Genomic DNA, 23,142 nt, shown 5'->3' with positions numbered 1-23,142 from the left:
CACCACGAGTCCGCTTGCATGAGTGCGTCACCCGAACTGAGCCCGCTGTTCGACACCGTCGCCGACCCGTCCGCGCCGCCGCGGCTGGCCGCGCGCACGCTGAGCCATCTCGACCGGCTCGAGGCCGAGAGCATCCACATCCTGCGCGAGGTCGCCTCGGAGTTCCGCAATCCGGTGATGCTGTACTCGGTCGGCAAGGACAGTTCGGTGCTGCTGCATCTGCTGCTCAAGGCCTTCTATCCCTCGCGGCCGCCGATCCCCTTGCTGCATGTCGACACCGGCTGGAAGTTCGGCGAGATGATCGCGTTCCGCGACCGCCGCGCGGCCGAGACCGGCGTCGACCTGCGCGTGCACGTCAATCCCGACGGCCTGGCCCAGGGCGTGGGCCCGATCAGCCACGGCGCCGCCGTGCACACCGACGTGATGAAGACCCAGGCGCTGAAGCAGGCGCTGGACTGGAACCGCTTCGACGCCGCGATCGGCGGCGCGCGCCGCGACGAAGAGAAGTCGCGCGCCAAGGAACGGATCTTCTCGTTCCGCAACCCGCAGCACCGTTGGGACCCGAAGAACCAGCGCCCGGAGTTGTGGAGCCTGTACAACACCCGCATCCACGCCGGCGAAAGCGTGCGCGTGTTTCCGATCTCGAATTGGACCGAACTCGACGTGTGGCTGTACATCTACCGCGAGCGCATCCCGGTGCCCTCGCTGTACTTCGCCGCGCAGCGTCCGGTGGTCGAACGCGACGGCAGCCTGATCCTGGTCGACGACGAGCGCCTGCCGCTGCGCGAGGGCGAGGTGCCGCAGCAGCGCAAGGTGCGCTTCCGCACCCTGGGCTGCTATCCGTTGACCGGCGCGATCGAATCCGAGGCCGACACGCTGGAGGCGATCATCGCCGAGATGTTGGTCGCGACCACCTCCGAGCGCCAGGGCCGAGTCATCGACCACGACCCCACGGCGTCGATGGAGCGCAAGAAACAGGAAGGGTATTTCTGATGAAGCCGGGATTCGGGATTGGGGATTCGGGATTGGTCGAAGCGGAGCGCGGCGACGCGGAGGTGGAACCGGTGAGCGGGGAGGTTCTGGCTTTTGCCAATCCCGAATCCCGAATCCCCAATCCCGTCGGCGACAGCGTCGCCGACTACCTGCGCCAGCACGAGCGCAAGAGCCTGCTGCGCTTCATCACCTGCGGCAGCGTCGACGACGGCAAGAGCACCCTGATCGGGCGCCTGCTGCACGACACCAAGCGCCTGTTCGACGATCAACTGGCCGCGCTCAGCGCCGACAGCCGCCGCCACGGTACCCGCAACGGCGAGATCGATTTCGCCCTGCTGGTCGACGGCCTGGCCGCCGAGCGCGAGCAGGGCATCACCATCGACGTGGCCTACCGGTTCTTCGACAGCGCGCGGCGCAAGTTCATCGTCGCCGACTGCCCCGGCCACGAGCAGTACACCCGCAACATGGCCACCGGCGCCTCCACCGCCGACCTGGCCGTGGTCCTGGTCGACGCGCGCAAAGGCCTGCTGACCCAGACCCGCCGCCACAGCTACATCGTGTCCCTGCTCGGCATCCGCCACGTGCTGCTGGCGGTCAACAAGATGGACCTGGTCGATTTCGATCGCGATGTGTTCGAGCGCATCGCCGGCGAATACCGCGAGCTCGCCGCCCAGCTCGGCATCGAGCACGTGCAGGCGGTGCCGCTGTCCGCGCTGGAGGGGGACAACCTGATCGAGCGTTCGCCGGCCACGCCCTGGTACGACGGCCCGAGCGTGCTCGAGTACCTGGAAACCGTCGACACCGCGCGCGCCGAGGCGGAACTGGGCCTGCGCCTGCCGGTGCAGTGGGTCAACCGCCCGCACCAGGATTTCCGCGGCTTCGCCGGCACCATCGCCGCCGGCGAAGTGCGCCCGGGCGACGAAATCGTCGCCTTGCCGTCGGGCCGCCGCTCGCGGGTGCAGCGCATCGTCACCGCCGACGGCGACCTGTACTACGCCCGTTCCGGCCAGGCGGTCACCCTGACCCTGGAGGACGAACTCGACATCAGCCGCGGCGACGTCATCGCCGCGGCCGAACGTCCGGCGGAAGTGGCCGATCAGTTCGCTGCGCACCTGCTGTGGATGGATGCGAACGCGCTGCTGCCGGGGCGCTCGTATTGGCTCAAGATCGGCGCGCGCACGGTCGGCGCCAGCGTCACCGAGATCAAGCACAAGATCGACGTCAACAGCCAGGCCCAACTCGCCGCCAAGCACCTGGAGCTCAACGAGGTCGCGGCGGTCAACCTGGGCCTGGACCAGGCGATCGCGTTCGAGGCTTACCGCGACAACCGCGAGCTCGGCAGCTTCATCCTGATCGACCGCCAGAGCAACGCCACCGTCGCCGCCGGCACCCTGGATTTCGCCCTGCGCCGCGCCGGCAACCTGCACTGGCACCCGGTCGACGTCGACAAGGCCGCGCGCGCCCGCAGCAAGCACCAGAAGCCGCGCTGCGTCTGGTTCACCGGCCTGTCCGGTTCGGGCAAGTCGACCATCGCCAACCTGGTCGACAAGCAACTGCACGCGCTCGGCCACCACACCTTCGTGCTCGACGGCGACAACGTCCGCCACGGGCTCAACAAGGACCTGGGCTTCACCGACGAGGACCGGGTCGAGAACATCCGCCGCGTCGCCGAAGTCGCCAAGCTGATGACCGACGCCGGCCTGATCGTGCTGGTCAGCTTCATCTCGCCGTTCCGCGCCGAGCGCCGGCTGGCGCGCGACTTGTTCGAGGACGGCGAATTCGTCGAAGTGTTCGTCGACACCCCGCTGCAGGAAGCCGAGCGGCGCGACGTCAAGGGCCTGTACGCCAAGGCCCGCGCCGGCCGCATCCCCAACTTCACCGGCATCGATTCGCCCTACGAAGTCCCCGAAGCCCCCGAGCTGCGCCTGCCGACCCTGGAGCACGATGCGCAGGCGCTGGCGCAGCGGGTGATCGACTATTTGCGGTGAAGCCGGGATGTGGGATTGGAGATTGGGGATTCGCTAGAAGCGGAGATTCGGGATTCGGGATTAGGGATTAGGGAGTCGGGATTGGTGGTGCGATGGAAGGCGGTGGATTCAAGTTCTGCCGTGTTCGCATCAAGAAAAAAGCGGACCGGCGAGGGTCCGCTTTCTTTTTGCGCGTCGGGGACTTGCCGAACCGCTCTGTTGCGGCCTGCCCTCACGAAACCGAGCCGGCGCACCGCCGCTCTTTCCAATCCCTAATCCCTAATCCCTAATCCCGAATCCCTAATCCCGAATCCCGAATCCCGAATCCCGGCCTCACTTGGCCGCCTTGGCCCGAATGATCTCGTACAGAAACAACAGCACGATCGCGCAGATCACCGACACGATCAGGCCGATCAGGCCGCCGCCGGCGTAGAGCAGGCTGCCGATATAGGCGCCGGCGATGCCGAGCAGGATGGTCAGGATCCAGCCCATCGGATCGGCGCCGGGCTTGAAGAAACGCGCGAGTACGCCGATGACCGCGCCGATGATGATGGTGTACACGATACCGCCGAGCATGGCTTGCCTCCTTCGGATGGGTGGCTGACGCCGCTGGATCATGTGGCGGGGGCTGTCGCTGTTGCGTGAGGGCTGGAATGGGAGATTCGGGATTGGGGACTCGGGATTGGGGATTGGCGTAGGCGTGGGGGATGCGGGATTGGTAGAAGCCGGGGGCGAGGGATGAGCTGGAGAGCGGTAGGCGGCCGGCCGAAGCCGGATCTCGGCTCTCGCGGGGCGGGCGCCGGCGTCGCTGGCTCTGCCCGGCATTTCCGCGAAAGCGGGGCCGGAGACGTCAGCATGCGGTTGCGGCACGCCAGTCGCCTCAGAGAGTCCGGCCGGCGCGGTCCGGGCGGTAGCCATCCCGGCTCGCAGCGGCTCACCGGCCCCAAAACAAAAGCGGACCCTCGCGGGTCCGCTTTGTTCATGCCGGAAGGATCGAAACCGAGCCAGCCGAAGCGAAGACTCAAGCGAGGCAGCCTCACTGCTCCTGCCAACCCCTAATCCAGAATCCCCCATCCCGGCCGCTCAGCAACAACCGTGATCGCCATGCCGATCGCCGCTGTCGGCGACCGCGGCCACGCCGGTGGTTTCGCCGCGCTGGCCGGCCAGGTGGTGCTCGGCGACCACCCGCGCGACGCAGGCGGTGACCCGCTTGCCCATCGGGATGTGCAGGAATTCGTTCGGGCCGTGGGCGTTGGAGTGCGGGCCGAGCACGCCGGTGATCATGAACTGCGCGCCCGGGAACTTCTCGCCGAGCATGCCCATGAACGGGATCGAGCCGCCTTCGCCCATGTACATCGCCGGCTGGCCGAAGAACTCGCGGCTGGAGGCGTCGATGGCCTTGGACAGCCAGGACGACATCGCCGGGGCGTTCCAGCCGCTGGACGATTTTTCCAGCTCCAGCGAGACCTGAGCGCCGTTCGGCGGGTCGCGCAGCAGCACGTCCTTGAGCAGTTCGCCGGCGCGCTTGCCGTCCAGGGTCGGCGGCAGGCGCAGCGACAGCTTGACCGAGGTGTGCGGGCGCAGCACGTTGCCGGCCGAGGCCAACGGCGGCATGCCGTCGACGCCGGTCACCGACAGCGCCGGGCGCCAGGTGCGGTTGAGCACCAGCTCGGCCAGGTCGTCCGCCATCGGCTTCATGCCGGGCAGGAACGGGAACTTGTCGTAGACCGCCGTGCCCAGCACCTTGGCCGCCTGGCGCGCCTGTTCGATGCGCTCTTCCGGCACGTCGACGTACAGGCCTTCGACCAGGATCTTGCCGCTGGTCTCGTCCTCCAGCCGCGACAGCAGCTGGCGCAGCAGGCGGAAGCTGGACGGCACCACGCCGGAGGCGTCGCCGGAGTGCACGCCCTCGCTAAGCACCTTGACCGTGAAATTGCCGCCGGCCAGGCCGCGCAGCGAGGTGGTGCACCACAATTGCTCGTAGTTGCCGCAGCCCGAGTCCAGGCAGACCACCAGCGAGGGCTTGCCGATGCGGTCGGCGAGGTGGTCGACGTAGGCGGGCAGGTCGTAGCTGCCGGATTCCTCGCAGGCCTCGATCAGGATCACGCAGCGCGCGTGCGGGATCTTCTGGTCCTGCAGGGCCAGGATCGCCGCCAGCGAGCCGAAGATCGCGTAGCCGTCGTCGGCGCCGCCGCGGCCGAACAGCTTGTCGCCCTTGAGCACCGGGGTCCAGGGGCCGAGGCCGTCGTCCCAGCCGGTCATCTCCGGCTGCTTGTCCAGGTGCCCGTAGAGCAGCACGCAGTCCTCGTCGCTGCCGCCATGAGCGGCCGGGATGTCGATGAAGATCAGCGGCGTGCGGCCTTCCAGGCGCACCACCTCGACCTGCATGCCCGGGATCGACTGCGCCTTGGCCCAGGTCTCCATCAGCCGGACGGCGTCGTCCATATAGCCGTGCTGGACCCAATCGGCGTCGAACATCGGCGACTTGTTGGGAATACGGATGTATTCGACCAGTTGCGGGACGATCTCGTCGTCCCACTTCTGGCCGACGTAGCGGTCGACCTGGCTGGCGTCCATCGAGGAGCCTCTTGAGCGGGGAAGGGGGGCAGTTTACGCCTCCCGGGCCGTGTAGGACTTTTCCTACCCTGCGCTGCGGCTCCCCCCGACTTCGTAGGGGCCGGGCCGGCGATAACCTGTGCGGGTCGAGACATGGAGACTGTCTCCACCGGCGGAACACAAGGACTCAAGGACGTACGGCCGCCGGCCCGGAAAGGAATCCACTCTCAGGAGCACAACCATGAAGTCGTTTGCCCTCATCGCCCAGTCGCTGGTCCTGTCGCTGCTGCTCGCCGGCAGTGCCATCGCCTCGGAAAAGGTCAACATCAACAGCGCCGACGCGGCCACGCTGGATCGCGTGCTGCTCAACGTCGGAGCGTCCAAGGCCGAAGCCATCGTCGCCTACCGCAAGGCCAATGGGGCCTTCCGCAGCGCCGAGCAGTTGGCCCTGGTGAAAGGGATCGGTCTGAAGACGGTCGAGAAGAACCGGGACCGGATCGTGGTCGGCGGCGCCACCCAGGGCCGTCCGATCAACACCGCGGGCGCGATCGCCGCCCCGCGCGCTGCCAGCAAGCGTTGAATGAGTCTGCCGGCGCCGTAAGGACGCGGTGCCGGCAGCTGATCGGGCAAGGATGCTCGAAGGATTCGGGGGGAGGTCCCTGGACACGGAAGTACGCTGCCCCGCCGCGGACGGATCCGCGGTGGGGCACACCCTTTTTCGGGATTCGGGATTCGGGATTCGGGGCTCGGGATTCGGGATTCGGGATTGGGGATTGGGGATTGGGGATTGGCGCGGCGGATCTCCGGCCCAGGGCTTTTTGTAGGAGCGGCGCGAGCCGCGACAGGGGACGCGCAGAACGCCCCGATGGCGTCGTCTCCTCATCGAAGCCCGTTACCCAAGGGGTAGGCGCGGCGTGAGCCGCGACCACGGGACGCGCAGAAAAAACAATCTCCACAGGCGCCCAGCGACGCCCGGTCCTCGCCCTCGCCGCGCCTCCAGGCGTCACGCCGTCGCCCAGCGGCTCTGCCCGCACCCGGCCGCACCGCGGCCCGCCCCGATCGCGCCGTGCGCACGTCCCGCGCTTGGGCCACCACGCCGCAGCCCCTAAACTGCGCCATCGCCCTCCGCCCGCGCGCCCATGTCCGACAGCCTGTCCTGGTCCATTCCCGCCAACGAATACCGGCGCGAACGCTGGCGCAATCAGTTCGGCTGGACCCGCGAAATCGTGCGCATGCGCCGCGACGCGGCCGGGCTGGACCGCCCCTGCGAGGGCGAGGACTGGGATTGGCGCCTGTCGATCGCCGAGATCGAACGCGATGCGCCGTTCTCCGCGTTTCCCGGCATCGACCGCGAATTGGTCCTGCTCAGCGGCAACGGCCTGCGCCTGCGCTTCGACGATGGGGAGAGCCACGAACTGCTGCCGCCGCACGACAAACTGCGCTTCGCCGGCGAGCGCACGGTGCAGGGCGAACTGCTCGACGGTCCGACCCACGACTTGAACCTGATGTGGCGGCGCGACCGGGTCCGCGCCGAGCTCTGGCACCGGCCGCTGGTCGGGCCGATGGTGCTGTTCGCCGAGCCGGGCCAGACCTGGGCCGTGCACCTGCTCGCCGGCCAGGCGCGTTTCGCCGACGATGCCTCGTTGCCGCCGCTGCAGATGGGCGACACCGCCTTCCTCGCCGCCGGCGGCGAGCGCCTGCGCGGCATGCTCGACGGCGGCGGCGAAGTGTTGTTGGTGCGAGTGGCCGCGCTGGACTGAGCCGGAGGACGGCGCTCAGTACACGTCGCGCCGGTAGCGGCCTTGCGCCGCGAGGTTTTCCAGGGCCTCGACGCCGATCGCTTCCTGCAGCGCCGCTTCCACCGCCGGCGCCATGCCTTCCAGGCTGCCGCAGACGTAGATCGCCGCACCGGCGGCGACCCATTCGCGCACGCGCGGCCGTTGTTCGCGCAAGCGGTCCTGCACGTAGACCCGCGCCTGGCCGTCGCGCGAGAACGCATAGTCGACGCGTTCGATCGCGCCGCCCGCCCGCCAGGCCTCGAGCTCCTCGCGATAGTGCAGGTCGCAGGCGGCGTTGCGTTCGCCGAACAGCAGCCAGTTGCGGCGGTGGCCGGCGGCGATCCGGGTCTTGAGCAGGGCGCGCAGGCCGGCCAGTCCGGTGCCGTTGCCGATCAGCACGATCGGCCGGGCGTCGTCGGGAGCGTGGAAGGAAGGATTGCTGCGGATGCGCAGGTCGATCTCGCCGCCGAGCGCGGCGTGTTCGGTCAGCCAGCCGCTGCCCAGGCCGAGCCGACCGTCGTCGCGGCGCATCTGCCGCACCAGCAACTGCAGCGAACCGTCCGCCGGCAGCGAGGCGATCGAGTATTCGCGATGCGGCAGCGGTTGCAGGGCGTCGGCGACCGCTTGCGCGCTTTGGCCGATGCAGGTTGCCGGATCGGGCAGGCGCGAACCGGCCAGGACCTCGGCGATCGGCAATGAGGTTTCGTCGCGCCGCACCGTCTGTGCGCCGTCGAGTCCGGCCTGCGCCAACCACCGCGCCACTTCGTCGCCGGCGTTGCGCGGGCCGATCTCGGCGATGTCGCCGGCGCGCCAGTGCGCACCGCCGCCGTCGGCCGGCGTAAGCGCGATATGGAAGGCCGGCGCGCCGGCGCTGCCGGGGTTGGATTCGCGACGCTGCTGCAGGCGCCAGGCGGCGTAGGCCGGCGCGCTCCAGTCGGGCAAGTCGGTCCGGCCGGCGAGCAGGCCCAGATGATGCTGCCAATGTCGCAGGGCGCCGGTTTCGCCGTTGTCGACTTCGACCAGATCGAACAGCGGCTGTGCGCCGGCATGGCGCAGCCAGTGATCGAGGCGATGACCGAAGGCGCAGTACTCGCGGTACTCGCGATCGCCGAGCGCGAGCACACCGTAGCGCAGCTGCGGCAAGGCCGCCGCCGCGCCCATGACCCGGCGCACGAACGCGGCAGCGCTGTCGGGCGCGTCGCCTTCGCCGGTGGTGCTGACCACGAACAGAGCGCGCGGATAGCGCGCCAGGCGCTCGGCATCGAGCGTGCCGAGCACGGCCAGATCGGCGCGCAGTCCGGCCTCGGCCAGCGCGGCGTGGCTGCGTCGCGCCAACTGCTCGGCGAAGCCGGTCTGGCTGGCGAAGGCGATCAGCCACTCGCCGGGCGACTCCGGCGACAGCGCCGGCAGGGCCTCGCGCCGTGCGTGGCGCGCACGCGACACCGCGACTGCGGCGACGAAACCGGCGTAGGCGGCGAACAGGGCGGCGGCCATCCACCAGCGGCCGCGGCCGGGCGAAATCCACTGCCAAGGGTCGGCCTGCCAATACGCCAGTGCGCAGGCCAGCGCGATCAACGCAAGGACCGCCAAGGCGCTGCCGATCGTCCCCGGCTCGATGCGGCGGCGCGGTGCGACAGCGCTCACGCGGCGCGCTGCCGGGCGACGAAAGCGGGCGTGCCGCGGGCGACGAAGCCTTCGCCTTCGCGCACGACGAACAAGGCGGCCAGTCCGCGGCGATTGGCGTAGGCCAGTCCTTCGCGCGCGCCGAGCACGCTCAGCGCGGTGGCCAGGCCGTCGGCCTGCATGCACTGCGCGTGCAGCACGGTGACCGAGGCCAACTCGCCGTCGATGGGCGCGCCGCTGCGCGGGTCCAGCGTATGCGCATAGCGGCGGCCGTCGGCGTCGAAGTAGCGGCGGTAGTCGCCCGAGGTGGCGATCGCGTCGCCGTCGAGCGCGATCACTGCGGTCGCGGCGTCGCCGTCGCTGCCGGGTCGTTCCACCGCGACCCGCCAGGCGCTGCCGTCGGGACGGCGGCCGTGGCCGCGTAACTCACCGCCGACTTCGACCAGGCAGTGTTCGACGCCCTGGGCGAGCAGCCAGTCGGCGACGCGGTCGACGCCGTAGCCCTTGGCGATCGAGGACAAGTCCAGACAGGCGCCGCCGGGTTGGGTCAGCGCGCGCGTTGCTGCGTCGTAGCCGAGGCGGCGCCAGCCGACGCGCGCGCGCGCGTCGGCCAATGCGTCGGCCGTGGGCGTCTGCGCGCAGGCGCCGGCGGGGCCGAAGCCCCACAAGTCGACCAGCGGCCCGATGGTGGGGTCGTAGGCGCCGTCGCTGTCCGCGGCCAACGTCAGCGCCGCGTCCAGCACTTCGGCGAACTCGGCCGGCAAGGTATGCCGGCTGCCGGCGCCGGCGCGGTTGTAACGGCTGATGTCGGAGCCGCGTTCCCAGGTGCTCATCTGCGCGACGACCTGATCGAGTCGGGCCTGGATGCCGCGTTCCAGCGCCGGCAACGCCGACACGGCGGCGATCAGCTTGACCGACCAGGTCGTGCCCATGGTCGCGCCGCTCAGCGTATGCAGCGCCATCGTCGCCATCGCGGCGAAACGCAAACTCGCCGTCGCCGGCGCGCCGGCACGGGCGGCCGCGGCGCCGGTCAAGGCACCCGACCAACTCCAGCGCGGCGTCGGCGTCGGCGAGGTCATCGCTTTACTGCGGCAGCACTTCGAACACGGCGACGTAGCTCAGCCGGCGCTGCTTGGCTTCGGCGAGCGTGGTCTTGGCGTCTTCGCTGGCGGTTTCCAGCCAGTACATGCCGGCTGCCGGCCACTTCACCTCGAACTTGCCGTCGGCGCCGGTGGTGAGGTGGATCTCGTTCTGCTGATCGCGGTAGCGGGTCGCGCCCGGCACGATCTCGACCTTGAGGCCCGGAGCCGGCTTGCCGTCGATCAGCAACTGGAAGCTCGCGCTCTCGCCGGCGAACAGATCGTTGGGATGGGTCACCGGCACCAGTTCGATGCCCTTGCCGGTGGTCTTGAGCGCGCCGTTGCTGGGCTGGCCGACGGTGGCGAAGGTCTCGACCCGGCCCAGGCTTTCCGAAGCGTTGACCTCGGTGGCACCGGCCGGAATGCCGGCCTTGAACTCGCTGGCCTTGCCGCGCCAACGCTTGGCTTCGCCGCCGAGCTTGTAGCTGGCGAACATGCCTTCGTTGTTCATGGCGATCTTGTAGGTGCCTTCCTGGGCCAGCTCGACATCGAACACGCTGCGCAGCTTGCCGGTCGAAGCGTTCTGCGGCTGCACGGCGCTGCCGTCCGGCGCAGTGATCTGCAGACGCTCCAGCGGCAGCGGCACATGATTGAAATAGAACAGGTCGTTGGACACCGCCGCATCGACGGTGAGCCAGGCGCCCTTGCTCGAGAACACGGTCTGCGAGGGCTGCAGCCAGGCCTTGTGCGCCTGCGCGGCACCGGCGAAAGCGAAGGTGGCGACGGCGGCTGCGGCGAGAAGTTTCAGTTTCATGGTGTTGGGTCCGGGATTCGAGATTGGGGATTCGGGATTGGCAAGAGCGAAAAGCGGCCGCTGCGGTCAGAGGTCCGGGAATCCGCTTTGCGAATCCCGAATCCCCGATCCCGAATCACGGCTTCACCGTCACCTTCACCTTGCCCAACTCAGTCTTGCCCTGCGCGGACAGGTTCTGCGCCTTGCCGGGCCACTGGAAGGGGATGCTGAGCATCTCGCGGCCGCCGACTTCGCGCGCGGCTTCCACCACCAGGGTGTAGTTGCCCGGGGCCAGGCCGGCGAGCGGCTTGCTGTTGCCCTTGAACGACAGGGCGTGCTGGCCGACCGGGCGGGTCGCGCCGCTGACGCCGTCGACCGGCATGCTCAGGCTGCGGCCGCTGCGCCGCCACCATTGCCGCATGTCCTTCAGCCATTTGGTGCCTTCGCCGTTCTTCATGTCGACGTCGTACCAGACGGCCAGATTGCTGGCGACGGTGTTGTCGGCCTTTTCGATCCACGCCGCCACGTACGGGCGGTGGTACTCGGCGGCGTTGATGCGCGGGATCTCGATGTTGAGTTCCAGATCGGCCGCGAACGCCGGCATCGGCAGCGCCAGCGCCGGGATCAGGACTTTGAACGACGACAGCTTCATGGGGCGGCTCCTAACGGGAAGACGGTTGCTAACTCGGTGGGTGGATCGATGCGTGAGTCAGTGCATGAACAGGACCACGATCAGCAGCGGCACGGCCAGGCCCAGCGCGACCAGCGGCCAGGTCTTGCCGCGCTGTCGCGCATGCAGCTGCAGCAGCCACAGCCCGGTCAGCGCGAACAGCAGGCAGGCGACCGCGAACAGATCGATGAACCAGCGCCAGGCGGTGCCGGTATTGCGGCCTTTGTGCAGGTCGTTGAGCCAGGCGATCCAGCCGCGGTCGGTGCGCTCGTACTCGATCGCGCCGCTCTCGCGGTCGATGCTGAGCCAGGCGTCGCCGCCGGGGCGGGGCAGGGACACGTAGACGTCGGCATCGGACCATTCGCCCTTGCGCCCCTCGGCGCGCACGTCCAACGCATCGGCGAGCCAGTCGTTGACCGCGCCCGGCAATGGCGCGTCTTCGGCGCGCTCGGCCTTGAGGCTGCGCAGCAGGCTGGCCGGCAGGGTTTCCTTGAGATTGACCACCACCGGTTCGGATTCGATCTGCGCGGCGTGGTTGAGGGTGATGCCGGTGGCGGCGAACAGCAACAGCGCGATCAGGCTGACCGCGGCGCTGATCCAGTGCCAGCGGTGCAGGGTCTTGAGCCAATAAGAGCGACGATTGGGATCGATCGTGCCCGAAGTGGCCTTGATTGGGCCGGCTTTGATCGAGCCGGTCTTGATCGCGCGGTCGTCGCTGCTGGCCGCACTCACGTCTGGCTCCAGCGCCGCAGCAGGTTGTGGTAGACGCCGGTCAGCTGGACCAGGGCCGGATGCTCGGGCACGTCGGCGCTCAGGCGCCGGATCGAGACGTCGAGCTCGAACATCAACCGCCGCTGCGCGTCTTCCGCCAGCAGGCTCTGAATCCAGAAGAACGACGCCACCCGGGCGCCGCGGGTGACGGGGGTGACTTTGTGCAGGCTGGTGCCGGGGTAGAGCACCAGATCGCCCGCCGGCAGCTTGACGCTGTGGCTGCCGTAGGTGTCTTCGATCACCAGTTCGCCGCCGTCGTATTCCTCCGGCGCGCTCAGGAACAAAGTCGCCGACAGGTCGGTGCGCACCGCGTCCATGCCGCCGCGGCTGCGGTCGTAGCGGATCGCGTTGTCGACATGGAAGCCGAACGACTGGCCGCCGGCGTAGCGGTTGAACAGCGGCGGGTACACCCGCTGCGGCAGCGCGGCGGAGAAGAAGGTCGGGTTCTTCGACAGCGCGTCGAGGATCAGTGCGCCCAGTTCGCGCGCGGCCGGATCGGTTTCGGGCAGTTGCGCGTTGTCCTTGGCCTTGGCCGACTGGTGGCCGGCGGTGATGCGGCCGTCGGCCCAGCCGGCCTGATCCAGGCGCGCCCGGCAATGGGCGACCTGTTCGGCGGTGAGCACTTTGGGAACGTGCAGCAGCATGGCTTTCCTCAATGCGGACGCCCGGGAGGTCCCGGGCGGCGCGCTGGACCGTGAAGGCCCGATTAGAGCGTGAACCCGGCGGCGTGCGCCAGCCGGGTCGCGCCGGTCAGAAGGCGCCGGTCAGAAGGCGAAGTTCGCGCTCAGCACCACCTGGCGGCCGTCGCCCGGGGTCGCCCAACCGTTGTTGCGGATACGGGTGAAGTATTCCTCGTCGGTCAGATTGTTGACGTTGAGCTGCAGCGAGGCCTGGCGGTTGATCTTGTAGTTGACCATCGCGCGGTGGGTCCAGTAGCTGCCGTAGGTCGTCAGCGGGCCGTTGACGTTGGTCGCGCTGTGCTGGGTCAGCCAGAGCTTGCCCTGGTAGGTCGCGCCGTAGCCGATCTGCCAGCGCGGGCTGAGGTCGTAGGTGGTCCACAGGCTGAAGGCGTGTTCCGGCACCTGGGTCAGGCGGTCGCCGCGGGTGTAGTCCAGGCCGAGGTTGGCCTGGCGGTCGGACACGCCTTGCAGCACTTCGCTGTCGAGGAAGGCGTAGTTGGCGTACACCGCCCACTGGTCGGTCAGCAGGCCGGACAGACCGAGCATCACGCCGTCGACGCGGGCGCGGCCGTCGAGCTGCTGCAGGCCGGTCAGGTTGGCGGGGTTGTCGAGGTCGGCGACCTTGTAGTTCTTGCGGTCGTTGCGGAACACCGAGCCGGTCAGCGCCAAGCGGCCGTCGAGGAAGTCCCACTTGGTGCCGATTTCGTAATTGACCGCGGTTTCCGGATCGACCGAGCAGGTCTGCGCGGTGCACGAGCCGTTGACCGAGGCCTTCGACGGGGTCTTGGAGTTGCCGTAGGCGACGTAGATGCTGCCGTTCTCGACCGGCTTGTAGACCAGGCCGGCGCGGTAGGAGAACAGGTCGTCGGTGTTCTTGAACGGCACCCCATAGCCGGTGACGGTGCCGATCGGCAGCGCCGGCAGCGGTTGGTTGGCCGCGGTCGGGGCCTGCACTACCACCGCATTGGTGGTCTTGCCCTCGTTGCGCTCGTAGCGCGCGCCCAGGCTCAACTGCCACTGTTCGTTGAACTTCAGCGTGTCGAACACGTAGATCGCGCGGTTGTCGAGCTCGCCTTCGGTGCGCCCGGTCAGGGTGCGGTTGAGCGGGCCGCGGTAGATGTGGTCCGGGCGGGCGATGTTCATCTGCGGCAGGCCGGCGAGGAACGGGTTGCTGCCGTTGGCGTTGCGGAAATCGCTGGTGACGTCGAGATCGAATTCTTCGTGCAGCACCGAGAAGCCGGCGACCAGGTCGTGCTCGATCGCGCCGGTGTTGAACTGCACGGTCAGGTCGGTCTGGTTGTACAGCGCGGTATTGCGGGTGTCGCGACCGTAGCCGCGCGGGCCGCTCGGGCTGTAGTTGCCCGGGCGGGTGCTGCCGCAGGCGGCGCCGAGCGGGGTGCGGTTGTTGGCCAGGCACCAGGTGCCCTGCACGGCGTCGACCAGGGAGAACTGCTCGACCTGTTGCCAGCGGGTCAGGTTGCGGACCTTGAACGCGTCGCTGAAGTTGTGCTCGATGATCGAGGTCAGCGAATCGAGTTCGATTTCCTGCTTGTCGATGTTGCTGTAGCCGTAGTAATTGCCGCGGTCGATGCCGGGCAGGACGTCGCCGTTGAAGAACGGCAGGCCGTACTGCGGAGTGTTCTGGTCTTCCTGGTGGAGATAGTTCAGGGTCCAGGTGGTGTCGCTGCCCAGGCCGAAGGCCAGCGAGGCGGCCACGCCCCAACGCTCGTTCTGCTCGACGTCGCGGCCCGGCACGTCGTTCTGGTGCGCCATGGCGTTCAGGCGCAGCGCGCTGCCTTCGCCGAGGACGAAGTTGCTGTCGGTGGTCACGCGCGCGTAGCTGTCGGTGCCGGCGGCGATCGAGGCCTTGTGGAACTCGTTGAGGCTGGCGTTCTTGGTCACCAGGTTGATCGTGCCGCCGACCGAGCCGGCGCCGGAGTAGACCGAGTTGGCACCGTTGACGACTTCCACCGCTTCCAGGTTGAACGGATCGGTGCGGCTGTACAGGCCGCTGTCGCGTACGCCGTCGACGGTGATGTCGTTGCTGGCGTCGAAGCCGCGCAGGTTGATCTTGTCGCCGAAACCGCCGCCGCCTTCGCCGGCGCCGAAGGTGATGCCCGGCAGAGTGCTGAGGATGTCGGTCAGCGACAGCAGGTTCTGGCCGTCGATGGTGTTGCGGTCGATCACGCTGATCGTCTGCGGGGTATCGCGCAGATTCGCCGTGTACTTGCCGCTGCTGGCCTTCTCCACGCGCTGGCCGTGGACGGCGACGCCGTCGAGGTCCTTGGCCTGCGGCTCGGGCGCCGGGGCGGCGACCACGGGCAGGGTGAAGGCGAGGGCGAGCGCAGCGGCGAGCGGCGACACGACGAACTTCGTGGTCATGAGAGTCTCTGGGATTGCGGGTTGACGGCGCGGGGGCCGCGTCAGGTCGCAATCTTAATGAGATGGATTCTCATTTGCAACGAATTGTGAACGATTCGAGGGGCTTTAACCGTTTCCGATGGGGCCGCATGCGCAATCGGGCGCTTCGTGCTCAGGGGTACGGACGACCGCAGCCCGGCCGGGCTGCGCAGCAGGGGCGGCGCGGTCCTTGCGACGTGTGCGCGTGAGGCCTTTGGAAATAGAGGGCGAACGCCCTGCGTGAGCGCGAAGTCCGGCGTGCCTGGCGGCGCGCGATTGGCCTTGGGCCGCAGCGGAAGCAAATCCCCCTGTCGCCCCGCTTCGAAGGGGGAGCAGAAAGGAGAAGCCAAAGAGAGGGCGCGCGGTTCGCCGGCGCGCGCGGTCGATGGCCGTTGCGAGGAACTCGGTTGCGGGGCAATGCCCGCGGCGTTCACTCGCGATCGTCGCGGGTCCAGACGCCGCCGTCTTCGACCTTGACCGGGAACTTGGCCACCGGCTCGTAGGCCGGTGCGCACAGCGGTCGGCCGTCGCGCACGTCGAAGCGCGCGCCGTGCAGCACGCATTCGATGCTCGCTTCCTCGCCGTCGTAGGTGCCCGAGGACAGCTCGAAGTCCTCGTGCGAACAGCGGTCTTCGAGTGCGTAGTAGTCGCCGTCGTAGTTGCAGACGAAAATCGCGGTATCGCCATCCCAGGCGACGGTCGATTCGCCCGGCAGCAGTTGCGAAGTGGCGCAGACGAATACCCAGTCGCCCATGGCGTGGTTTCCTTCGGAACGGGATTTTGGATTTGGGATTCGGGATTGGTCAGAGCAAGACCGTATCGCTCCTCGATCCCGATCCTTTGTGGCGAAGGCGGGACCGGGAGCCGCGATTCGTCGGCCAAGCGCAGCATCTGCTGTTGCTCGACCAATCCCGAATCCCAAATCCCGAATCCCCGCTCCTCAGAACCGCTTTTCAAGCACTTCGAAGCTCAGGTCGTCGCGCTTGGGCAGGCCGAAGCGCGCGTCGCCGTACGGGAACGGCTTGAACACGCCGGTGCGCGCGTAGCCGCGGCGCAGGTAGAACTGGATCAGCTCCTCGCGCACATTGATCACGGTCATGCGCATCGCCGGCAGCTTCCAGTCCTCGCGCGCGATACGCTCGGATTCTTCGATCATGCGCTTGCCGATGCCGCCGCCCTGCAGGGTCGGCTTGACCGAGAACATGCCGAAATAGCCGGCGCCGTCCTCGACCGCGACATGGGCGCAGGCCAGCAACTCGATCGCGCCTTCGGCGCCTTCGCGCTCGCCGAGCAGGATCACGCTGTCGGGTTTGGCCAAGAAGGAGTGGATCTCGTCGGCGCCGGTGCGGCGGCCGTCGAGGAAATCGGCTTCGGTGGTCCAGCCGACCCGGCTGGCGTCGCCGCGATAGGCCGATTCGACCAGGGCGACGATGGCGTCGGTGTCGGCCACGGTAGCGTGGCGGAAGCGGAGAGTGTCGGAGGCGGTCATGCGAGCAGCTTGCGGACTTTGTGGAGGGCCGCCACGAAGGCGTCGATCTCTTCGTGGGTGTTGTAGTAGGCGAGCGACGCGCGGCAGGTCGCCGGCACGCCGAAATGCTGCATCAGCGGATGCGCGCAGTGGTGGCCGGAACGGATCGCCACGCCTTCCAGGTCGAGCAGGGTGGCCAGGTCGTGGGCGTGCGCGCCCTCGATCAGGAAGCTCACTACCGCCGCCTTCTCCTGCGCCTGGCCGAAGATGCGCAGCCCCGGCACTTCGGCCAGCGCGGCGTTGAAGTGCGCGAGCAGCTCCTGTTCGCGTGCGTCGACCTGGGCCATGCCCAGCGCCGATAGATAGTCCACCGCCGCGCCCAGGCCGACGAAGCCGGCGATATTGGGCGTGCCGGCCTCGAATTTGCGCGGGCCGTCGGCGAACACCGTGCCTTCGAAGCGGACTTCCTTGATCATCTCGCCGCCGCCGACGAAGGGCGGCATCGCGTCGAGGTGCTCGCGCCGCGCCCATAGCGCGCCGGTGCCGGTCGGGCCGCTCATTTTGTGGCCGGTGACGGCGTAGAAATCGCAGCCGATCGCCGCCACGTCGAGCGGGCGGTGCGGCGCCGCCTGCGAGCCGTCCACGAGCGTGACGATGCCGCGCTTGCGCGCCTCGCGGCAGATCTCGCGCACCGGATTGACCGTGCCGAGCACGTTGGAAACATGGGTCAGGGCGAGCAGCTTCACCTCGGGGGTGAGCAGGCCGTACAACTGGGGCAGGTCGAGCTGGCCGCGTTCGTCGATCTCGGCGACCCTGATCGTCGCGCCGGTGCGCTGGGCGACCAACTGCCAGGGCACGATGTTGGCGTGGTGCTCCATCCGGGTCAGCACGATCGCGTCGCCCGGCTGCAGCCGCGGCAGAGCCCAGGAATAGGCGACCAGATTGATCGCGAAGGTGGTGCCGCTGCACAGCACCAGTTCGTCGGTGCGCACGTTGAGGAAGCGCGCCAGCTTGGCGCGCGCGCCCTCGTAAGCTTCGGTGGCCTCGCTGCCGAGCGCATGCACGGCGCGGCTCACGTTGGCGTTGTGGCGGCGGTAGAAGTCGTCGACCGCTTCGATCACCGCGGCCGGTTTCTGGCCGGTGTTGGCCGAGTCGAAATAGATCAGCGGCTTGCCGTGGACCTGGCGGGTCAGCACCGGGAAGTCGGCGCGGACAGCGGCCCAGTCGGGGGAGGAGGGGACGGCGGCGGTCATTCTGGGGTCCGGTAAGCGGGAAGTCGGCGCACGCGAGACAAGGGGTCGCGAAAAGCGGAGGCGACGCGGCCGTCGCGATCTCCTGTCTCCTGCCTTCTGTTCCTCAAGCGATCTGCAGGCGTTCCAAAGCGAGATTCAACCGCACTTCCAGCATCGCGCGCACGTCCTCGTTCTCGATCACGGCCAAGGTCTCGCGGCAGAAAGCGGTGGTCAGCAAGGCCCGCGCCTGTTCGGCGGGCACGCCGCGCGAACGCAGGTAGAACAAGGCGTTGGCGTCGAGCTGGCCGACCGTGGCGCCGTGCGCGGCCTGGACCTCGTCGGCGTGGATCTCCAACACCGGCTGGGTGTCGATTTCGGCGCCTTCGCTGAGCAGCAGGTTCTTGTTCGAGAGCGCGGCGTTGCTGCCGTCCGCGCCTTCGCGGATCAGGATGCCGCCGTGGAAGGCGGCGCGCGAACGGCCGGCGCCGAGGCCGCGCCAGGTCAGTTCGCATCGGCTGTCGCGGCCGACATGATCGATTCCCAGGCGGGTGTCGAGATGGCGGCGGCCGCTGGCGAGCAGCACGCCGTTGGCCTGGACCTGCGCACCCTCGCCGTGCAGTGCGGCGTTGAGTTCGTGACGGGACAGCGCGGCGCCGAGTTCGAGGTCGATCCGGCGGTATTGCGCCGAGCGCGCCAGCACCGCGTCGGTGCGCGCGATCGCGGTCGCGCCGAGCGCCTCGTCCTGGACCCGCGCATGCACCAGGCTGGCGCCCGGGGCGAGGTGGACATGGGCCAGCGAGTTGCCGAAATGGCTGTGGCTGTCGGCGGCGAGCTGATGCTCGACCAGGGTCAGCGCCGCGCCCTCGCGCAGTTCGATCAGATGGCGCAGGTGCCAGGCCAGGTCCGGCCCGCCCTTGGCGGCCGAGTCGGCGTTCTGGCTCGGGCTGGAGACGCAGACCAGGTGCACCGCGCCCGGCGCCTGCACGCCGGCTTCGACCCGCAGCACCGCGCCCTCGTCGGCCAGCGCGGCGTTGATGCGCGCGAACACTTCGTCCGGGCGCTCGTAGCGGCGAGCGAGGAAATTGGCCTCGCGCACGTCGCCGTCGCCCAGCACCTGTGACAGCGGCCGCAACGAGATGCCGGCCGGCAGGCCGGCGAGGTCGGAGCGGTCGGCGTCGTAGCGGCCGTTGTGGAACACCACCCGCGGCGCCGGGATGCCGGCGATCGCGGCGTCGAGCGCGGCGCCGTCGGCGGCCGGGGCGACGCCGGCCGCGGGCAGGAAGGTGCGGCGCTCCAGCGCGCGCAGCGGGGTGTACTTCCAGGCTTCGGTGCGCGGTCCCGGCAGGCCGTCGCGCAGGGCCGCATCGAGGGCGGCGCGGCGGGTCGCGCCGAGCCCGGCGGCGTCGCGTGCGGGCAGAGCGTCGAAGGCCGACGCGAAGGCGTCGAGCAGCGCGCTCACGCCGCGTTCTCCGGCGCCACGCGGTCCTTCAGCCAGGCATAGCCGTGGGTTTCCAGTTCCAGCGCCAGTTCGGCGCCGCCGGTCTCGACGATGCGGCCGTCGGCCAGCACGTGGACCACATCGGGCTTGATGTAGTCCAGCAGGCGCTGGTAGTGGGTGATGACCAGGAATGCGCGTTCCGGCGAGCGCAGCGCGTTGACGCCGTCGGCGACGGCCTTGAGCGCGTCGATGTCCAGGCCGGAATCGGTTTCGTCGAGGATCGCCAGCTTCGGTTCGAGCAGGGCCAGCTGGAAGATTTCGTTGCGCTTCTTTTCGCCGCCGCTGAAGCCCTCGTTGACGCCGCGGTGCAGCAGTTCGTCTTTCAGATGCAGCACGGCCAGCTTTTCGCGCACCAGCTTGAGGAACTGCATCGAGTCCAGTTCGGCCTCGCCGCGCGCCTTGCGCTGGGCGTTGAGCGCGGCGCGCAGGAAATACGTGTTGTTTACGCCCGGAATCTCGACCGGGTACTGGAAGGCCAGGAACACGCCGGCGGCGGCGCGCTCCTCCGGTTCCAGCGCCAGCAGGTCGCGGCCCTCGAATGCGATCGAACCGGCGGTGACCTCGTAGCCTTCGCGGCCGGCGAGCACGTTGCCCAGGGTCGATTTGCCGGCGCCGTTCGGGCCCATGATCGCGTGGACCTTGCCCGGCTGCAGCTCCAGGCTCAGGCCCTTGAGGATGTCCTTGCCGGCGACTTGGACGTGGAGGTCTTGGATCTTCAACATGAGGGTTTCCGGAAACGGGTGGGCGCTCGCGGCGCCGGTAACGGGTTGCGGAGCGGGCGGCGAATGCCGGCGCTCAGGTACAGACGCCTTCGTAGGCGAGCCGGCGCTTGGCGCCGCCGGCGTCGACGTACTCGTAGCACTGCAGGTAGTCCGAATCTGCGAAGGCCTTCAAGGTCGGGCAATCGAGCGAACGCGGTTCGGCTGCGGCAGCGTCCTGCGCCACGGCCAGGGCGCCGGCCGGGTCGGCCCACAGCACCTGCTCGACGCCGTTGCCGTCGAGCACGCGCAGGCGCAGGCGGTCGCCGTCGACGGCGATCACATCGGCCTCGAACGGCTTGCTCCAGCGGCGCAGTTCCTTGCCGCCGTCGCCGAATTCGATCACGTCGTCGGCGAGCAGCAATTCGTCGCCCAGAGGCATCGCGCGCACCCGCGCGTAGGGGGTCGCGCCGCAGGGATGCTCGCTCCACTGCAGCACGCGCGGGTCGCGGACGTTTTCGTGCTTGGGATCGATGGTGAACGGCAGCAGGTACTCGCCCGCCGCCAGCGCGTGCTGGATCGAGCCGGGCGGCGCGATCGGCGCCTCGGCGGAGGCCGGGGCGGCCTCGGCGGCCGGCGCGGTTGGCTTCGGCTCGGCCGCGGGCGGCGCGGTTTCGGACGTGGCGGCGGGCGCGCTGGGCGCGGCGGTTTGCGGCGCCGGCGCCGGGCTGCAGGCGGCCAGCGCCGCGGTCAGCAGGGCCGCCAGTGCGGACGGGACGGGGCGGCTCATCCGACCGATCCTTCCAGCGACACCTCAAGCAGCTTCTTGGCCTCGACCGCGAATTCCATCGGCAGTTCGCGGAACACGCTCTTGCAGAAGCCGTCGACGATCATCGACACCGCATCTTCCTCGCCGATGCCGCGCGAGCGGCAGTAGAACAGCTGGTCTTCGCTGATCTTGGAGGTGGTGGCCTCGTGCTCGACAGTGGCGTCGGGGTGCTTGACCTCGATGTAGGGGAAGGTGTGCGCGCCGCACTTCTTGCCGATCAGCAGGCTGTCGCACTGGGTGTGGTTGCGCGCGCCGGCGGCGTGCTTCTCGACCTTGACCTGGCCGCGGTAGGTGTTCTGGCCGCGGCCGGCGCTGATGCCCTTGCTGATGATCTTCGACTTGGTGCGCTTGCCGATGTGGATCATCTTGGTGCCGGTGTCGGCCTGCTGGCGGTGATGGGTCAGCGCGACCGAGTAGAACTCGCCGACCGAATCGTCGCCGAGCAGCACGCAGCTGGGGTACTTCCAGGTGATCGCCGAACCGGTCTCGACCTGGGTCCAGCTGATCTTGCTGCGCGCGCCGCGGCACTCGCCGCGCTTGGTGACGAAGTTGTAGATGCCGCCGCGGCCTTCCTCGTCGCCGGGGTACCAGTTCTGCACCGTCGAGTACTTGATCTCGGCGTCTTCCAGCGCGACCAGCTCGACCACCGCCGCGTGCAGCTGGTTCTCGTCGCGCATCGGCGCAGTGCAGCCTTCCAGGTAGGACACATAGGCCTTGTCCTCGCACACGATCAGGGTGCGCTCGAACTGGCCGGTGTGGCCGGCGTTGATGCGGAAATAGGTGCTCAGCTCCATCGGGCAACGCACGCCCTTGGGAATGAACACGAAGCTGCCGTCGGAGAACACCGCCGAGTTGAGCGCGGCGAAATAGTTGTCGCCGGTCGGCACGACGCTGCCGAGGTACTGCTTGATCAGCTCGGAATGCTCGCGGATCGCCTCGGACATCGAGCAGAAAATGATGCCCTTTTCGGCCAGCTCCTTGCGGAAGGTGGTGCCGACCGAGACCGAGTCGAACACCGCATCGACCGCGACGCCGGCCAGCCGGGCGCGCTCGTGCAGCGGCACGCCGAGCTTGTCGTAGGTCGCGATCAGCTCTTCGGGCACTTCGTCCAGCGACTTGTACTTGGCCTTGGGCGCGCTGTAGTAGCTCAGCGCCTGGAAGTCGATCGGGGCGATGTTGAGCTTGGCCCAGTGCGGCATCGGCATGGTCAGCCAATGGCGGTAGGCCTCCAGCCGCCACTGGGTCATCCACTCCGGCTCGTTCTTCTTCGCCGACAGGGCGCGGATGGTGTCCTCGTCCAGGCCCGGCGGCAGGCTGTCGGACTCGATGTCGGTGACGAAGCCGGCCTCGTAGCGGCGGCCGAGCTGCTCGTGGATCTCACGATTGGCGATGTCGCCCGCGGGAGCGGACGTGGAACGGATGTCGGTGGCCATGCGGCTGCCTACTGTCTATGCGTTGGCCAGGCGCAGGTCGATGCGCCGGCCGGGGGGTGCGGATGAAAAAGAAGCGTCCGGGGCCAGCATCTGGGCCAAGGTCACGTTGCGCAGCGCCTCGACGACCACGTCGTTGATGCGCCGCCAGTTGGCGCGCACGCCGCACTGCCGCTCCAGGCCGCAGTTGCCTTCGTGCACGCTGCACTCGGTCATGCCGAGCGGCCCTTCCAGGGCCTCCACTATTTCGATCAGGCCGATCTCGTCGGCCGCGCGGGCCAGGCGGTAGCCGCCGTTGGCGCCGCGGAAACCCTCGACCAGCCCGGCCTGGGCCAGCGGCTTGAGCAGCTTGCTGACCGTCGGCGCCTCCAGCCCTGAGCGCTCGGCCAACTCGGCCGCGCTCAGCACGCGCTCAGGCCCGGTCTGGGACTGGGCCGCGAGCACGGTCAGGACGACCGTGGCGTAATCGGTGAGCTTGGTGACGCGGAGCATCGTCTGGGCGCGGCCTGGGCGGGAGGGTAATTCGTACCGAAATTGTACGTTTTTATCCGGGCCGGGCCAAGCGGGCGGTTTTGCGCGATTCAGCCCCTGCGGCCGGCGCCGGGGGGGCCGTCGGGCGGGCGATAGCGGCGGCCGGGCGAGCTGGGTCAGAATGGCCGTTCGTCATTCTGGGATTC

At 68.8% G+C, this 23,142-nt stretch carries 21 protein-coding genes; 4 read left to right on the top strand and 17 right to left on the bottom strand.

Annotated elements, in window-relative coordinates; translation table 11 throughout:
• Positions 1 to 18 precede the first annotated feature (18 nt).
• A complete protein-coding gene (cysD, locus tag V2J18_RS16300; RefSeq protein ID WP_425606040.1) occupies positions 19 to 993 on the top strand; it encodes a sulfate adenylyltransferase subunit CysD in 975 nt (324 codons plus the stop codon).
• On the top strand, positions 993 to 2,981 hold the full coding sequence (gene cysN, locus V2J18_RS16295) for a sulfate adenylyltransferase subunit CysN (RefSeq protein WP_336132346.1): 1,989 nt from the start codon (positions 993 to 995) through the stop codon (positions 2,979 to 2,981). Before cysD ends, cysN begins: the two co-directional genes overlap by 1 nt.
• 312 nt (positions 2,982 to 3,293) lie before the next feature.
• Here the strand turns inward: cysN and V2J18_RS16290 are convergent, their stop codons facing one another.
• The gene (locus V2J18_RS16290; protein ID WP_064749268.1) at positions 3,294 to 3,536 is read right to left on the bottom strand and encodes a GlsB/YeaQ/YmgE family stress response membrane protein; all 243 of its coding nucleotides are present in this window, start codon (positions 3,534 to 3,536) and stop codon (positions 3,294 to 3,296) included.
• Positions 3,537 to 4,043: 507 nt separating this feature from the next.
• Positions 4,044 to 5,537, bottom strand: a complete 1,494-nt coding sequence (locus V2J18_RS16285) for a M20 family metallopeptidase (RefSeq protein ID WP_336132345.1) — start codon at positions 5,535 to 5,537, stop codon at positions 4,044 to 4,046.
• 220 nt (positions 5,538 to 5,757) lie between these two features.
• On the opposite strand from V2J18_RS16285, the gene V2J18_RS16280 reads away from it, so the two are divergent.
• Together V2J18_RS16280 and V2J18_RS16275 are read left to right on the top strand one after the other, a co-directional pair.
• A complete protein-coding gene (locus tag V2J18_RS16280) occupies positions 5,758 to 6,096 on the top strand; it encodes a ComEA family DNA-binding protein (protein WP_064749266.1) in 339 nt (112 codons plus the stop codon).
• A gap of 559 nt (positions 6,097 to 6,655) precedes the next feature.
• Positions 6,656 to 7,276 carry a HutD/Ves family protein gene (locus V2J18_RS16275; RefSeq protein WP_336132344.1) on the top strand — a complete coding sequence of 207 codons (621 nt, stop codon included), beginning with the start codon at positions 6,656 to 6,658 and terminating at the stop codon, positions 7,274 to 7,276.
• Positions 7,277 to 7,291: 15 nt separating this feature from the next.
• On the opposite strand, the gene V2J18_RS16270 is transcribed toward V2J18_RS16275, so the two are convergent.
• The 15 genes from V2J18_RS16270 to V2J18_RS16200 all read right to left on the bottom strand — a co-directional run bounded on the left by V2J18_RS16270 (position 7,292) and on the right by V2J18_RS16200 (position 22,957).
• Complete coding sequence (locus tag V2J18_RS16270) at positions 7,292 to 8,938, bottom strand: sulfite reductase subunit alpha (RefSeq protein WP_064746618.1); 1,647 nt, start codon at positions 8,936 to 8,938, stop codon at positions 7,292 to 7,294.
• Entirely contained in the window at positions 8,935 to 9,888 is a 954-nt protein-coding gene (locus V2J18_RS16265; RefSeq protein ID WP_336133127.1) for an FAD:protein FMN transferase, read from the bottom strand. Before V2J18_RS16265 ends, V2J18_RS16270 begins: the two co-directional genes overlap by 4 nt.
• Positions 9,889 to 10,000: 112 nt before the next feature.
• The gene (locus V2J18_RS16260) at positions 10,001 to 10,810 is read right to left on the bottom strand and encodes a DUF4198 domain-containing protein (RefSeq protein ID WP_336132343.1); all 810 of its coding nucleotides are present in this window, start codon (positions 10,808 to 10,810) and stop codon (positions 10,001 to 10,003) included.
• Between the two features lie 115 nt (positions 10,811 to 10,925).
• A complete protein-coding gene (locus V2J18_RS16255) occupies positions 10,926 to 11,441 on the bottom strand; it encodes a DUF2271 domain-containing protein (protein WP_064746623.1) in 516 nt (171 codons plus the stop codon).
• A 57-nt stretch (positions 11,442 to 11,498) separates the two neighbouring features.
• A complete protein-coding gene (locus V2J18_RS16250) occupies positions 11,499 to 12,131 on the bottom strand; it encodes a PepSY-associated TM helix domain-containing protein (protein ID WP_336133126.1) in 633 nt (210 codons plus the stop codon).
• Positions 12,132 to 12,187: 56 nt separating this feature from the next.
• Entirely contained in the window at positions 12,188 to 12,874 is a 687-nt protein-coding gene (locus tag V2J18_RS16245; protein ID WP_064746625.1) for a Fe2+-dependent dioxygenase, read from the bottom strand.
• 120 nt (positions 12,875 to 12,994) lie between these two features.
• The gene (locus V2J18_RS16240; RefSeq protein ID WP_064746626.1) at positions 12,995 to 15,292 is read right to left on the bottom strand and encodes a TonB-dependent receptor; all 2,298 of its coding nucleotides are present in this window, start codon (positions 15,290 to 15,292) and stop codon (positions 12,995 to 12,997) included.
• A gap of 448 nt (positions 15,293 to 15,740) precedes the next feature.
• Positions 15,741 to 16,064: a Rieske (2Fe-2S) protein gene (locus V2J18_RS16235; protein WP_336132342.1), complete on the bottom strand. Its 324-nt coding sequence runs from the start codon at positions 16,062 to 16,064 to the stop codon at positions 15,741 to 15,743.
• Positions 16,065 to 16,250: 186 nt separating this feature from the next.
• Positions 16,251 to 16,799, bottom strand: a complete 549-nt coding sequence (locus tag V2J18_RS16230; protein WP_336132341.1) for a GNAT family N-acetyltransferase — start codon at positions 16,797 to 16,799, stop codon at positions 16,251 to 16,253.
• Positions 16,796 to 18,031: a cysteine desulfurase gene (locus V2J18_RS16225; protein WP_336132340.1), complete on the bottom strand. Its 1,236-nt coding sequence runs from the start codon at positions 18,029 to 18,031 to the stop codon at positions 16,796 to 16,798. Before V2J18_RS16225 ends, V2J18_RS16230 begins: the two co-directional genes overlap by 4 nt.
• A 103-nt stretch (positions 18,032 to 18,134) precedes the next feature.
• The gene (gene sufD, locus V2J18_RS16220) at positions 18,135 to 19,469 is read right to left on the bottom strand and encodes a Fe-S cluster assembly protein SufD (RefSeq protein ID WP_064746630.1); all 1,335 of its coding nucleotides are present in this window, start codon (positions 19,467 to 19,469) and stop codon (positions 18,135 to 18,137) included.
• A complete protein-coding gene (sufC, locus tag V2J18_RS16215; RefSeq protein WP_064746631.1) occupies positions 19,466 to 20,230 on the bottom strand; it encodes a Fe-S cluster assembly ATPase SufC in 765 nt (254 codons plus the stop codon). Before sufC ends, sufD begins: the two co-directional genes overlap by 4 nt.
• Positions 20,231 to 20,303: 73 nt before the next feature.
• Complete coding sequence (locus V2J18_RS16210) at positions 20,304 to 20,996, bottom strand: hypothetical protein (protein ID WP_336132339.1); 693 nt, start codon at positions 20,994 to 20,996, stop codon at positions 20,304 to 20,306.
• Positions 20,993 to 22,468, bottom strand: coding sequence for a Fe-S cluster assembly protein SufB (gene sufB / locus V2J18_RS16205; RefSeq protein WP_064746633.1), 1,476 nt, complete (start codon positions 22,466 to 22,468; stop codon positions 20,993 to 20,995). Before sufB ends, V2J18_RS16210 begins: the two co-directional genes overlap by 4 nt.
• A gap of 15 nt (positions 22,469 to 22,483) precedes the next feature.
• Positions 22,484 to 22,957 (bottom strand): SUF system Fe-S cluster assembly regulator, encoded by a 474-nt coding sequence (locus V2J18_RS16200; protein WP_064746634.1) that lies wholly within the window; start codon positions 22,955 to 22,957, stop codon positions 22,484 to 22,486.
• Positions 22,958 to 23,142: the final 185 nt, after the last annotated feature.

Origin of the sequence: Lysobacter firmicutimachus, assembly GCF_037027445.1 — a bacterium.
Lineage (GTDB): Bacteria > Pseudomonadota > Gammaproteobacteria > Xanthomonadales > Xanthomonadaceae > Lysobacter > Lysobacter firmicutimachus.
The sequence above is the reverse complement of the archived record's forward strand: the minus strand, read 5'-3'. Positions and strand labels throughout refer to the sequence as shown.

Excerpts from the sequence above, each read along its gene's own strand:
- V2J18_RS16255 (WP_064746623.1), bottom strand. The coding sequence starts at position 11,441 with ATGAAGCTGTCGTCGTTCAAAGTCCTGATCCCGGCGCTGGCGCTGCCG.
- V2J18_RS16275 (WP_336132344.1), top strand. The coding sequence starts at position 6,656 with ATGTCCGACAGCCTGTCCTGGTCCATTCCCGCCAACGAATACCGGCGC.
- V2J18_RS16260 (WP_336132343.1), bottom strand. The coding sequence starts at position 10,810 with ATGAAACTGAAACTTCTCGCCGCAGCCGCCGTCGCCACCTTCGCTTTC.
- sufC (WP_064746631.1), bottom strand. The coding sequence starts at position 20,230 with ATGTTGAAGATCCAAGACCTCCACGTCCAAGTCGCCGGCAAGGACATC.
- V2J18_RS16225 (WP_336132340.1), bottom strand. The coding sequence starts at position 18,031 with ATGACCGCCGCCGTCCCCTCCTCCCCCGACTGGGCCGCTGTCCGCGCC.
- V2J18_RS16240 (WP_064746626.1), bottom strand. The coding sequence starts at position 15,292 with ATGACCACGAAGTTCGTCGTGTCGCCGCTCGCCGCTGCGCTCGCCCTC.
- V2J18_RS16265 (WP_336133127.1), bottom strand. The coding sequence starts at position 9,888 with ATGGCGACGATGGCGCTGCATACGCTGAGCGGCGCGACCATGGGCACG.
- V2J18_RS16245 (WP_064746625.1), bottom strand. The coding sequence starts at position 12,874 with ATGCTGCTGCACGTTCCCAAAGTGCTCACCGCCGAACAGGTCGCCCAT.
- cysN (WP_336132346.1), top strand. The coding sequence starts at position 993 with ATGAAGCCGGGATTCGGGATTGGGGATTCGGGATTGGTCGAAGCGGAG.
- V2J18_RS16290 (WP_064749268.1), bottom strand. The coding sequence starts at position 3,536 with ATGCTCGGCGGTATCGTGTACACCATCATCATCGGCGCGGTCATCGGC.
- V2J18_RS16280 (WP_064749266.1), top strand. The coding sequence starts at position 5,758 with ATGAAGTCGTTTGCCCTCATCGCCCAGTCGCTGGTCCTGTCGCTGCTG.
- V2J18_RS16210 (WP_336132339.1), bottom strand. The coding sequence starts at position 20,996 with ATGAGCCGCCCCGTCCCGTCCGCACTGGCGGCCCTGCTGACCGCGGCG.
- V2J18_RS16235 (WP_336132342.1), bottom strand. The coding sequence starts at position 16,064 with ATGGGCGACTGGGTATTCGTCTGCGCCACTTCGCAACTGCTGCCGGGC.
- V2J18_RS16200 (WP_064746634.1), bottom strand. The coding sequence starts at position 22,957 with ATGCTCCGCGTCACCAAGCTCACCGATTACGCCACGGTCGTCCTGACC.
- cysD (WP_425606040.1), top strand. The coding sequence starts at position 19 with ATGAGTGCGTCACCCGAACTGAGCCCGCTGTTCGACACCGTCGCCGAC.
- V2J18_RS16230 (WP_336132341.1), bottom strand. The coding sequence starts at position 16,799 with ATGACCGCCTCCGACACTCTCCGCTTCCGCCACGCTACCGTGGCCGAC.
- V2J18_RS16285 (WP_336132345.1), bottom strand. The coding sequence starts at position 5,537 with ATGGACGCCAGCCAGGTCGACCGCTACGTCGGCCAGAAGTGGGACGAC.
- sufB (WP_064746633.1), bottom strand. The coding sequence starts at position 22,468 with ATGGCCACCGACATCCGTTCCACGTCCGCTCCCGCGGGCGACATCGCC.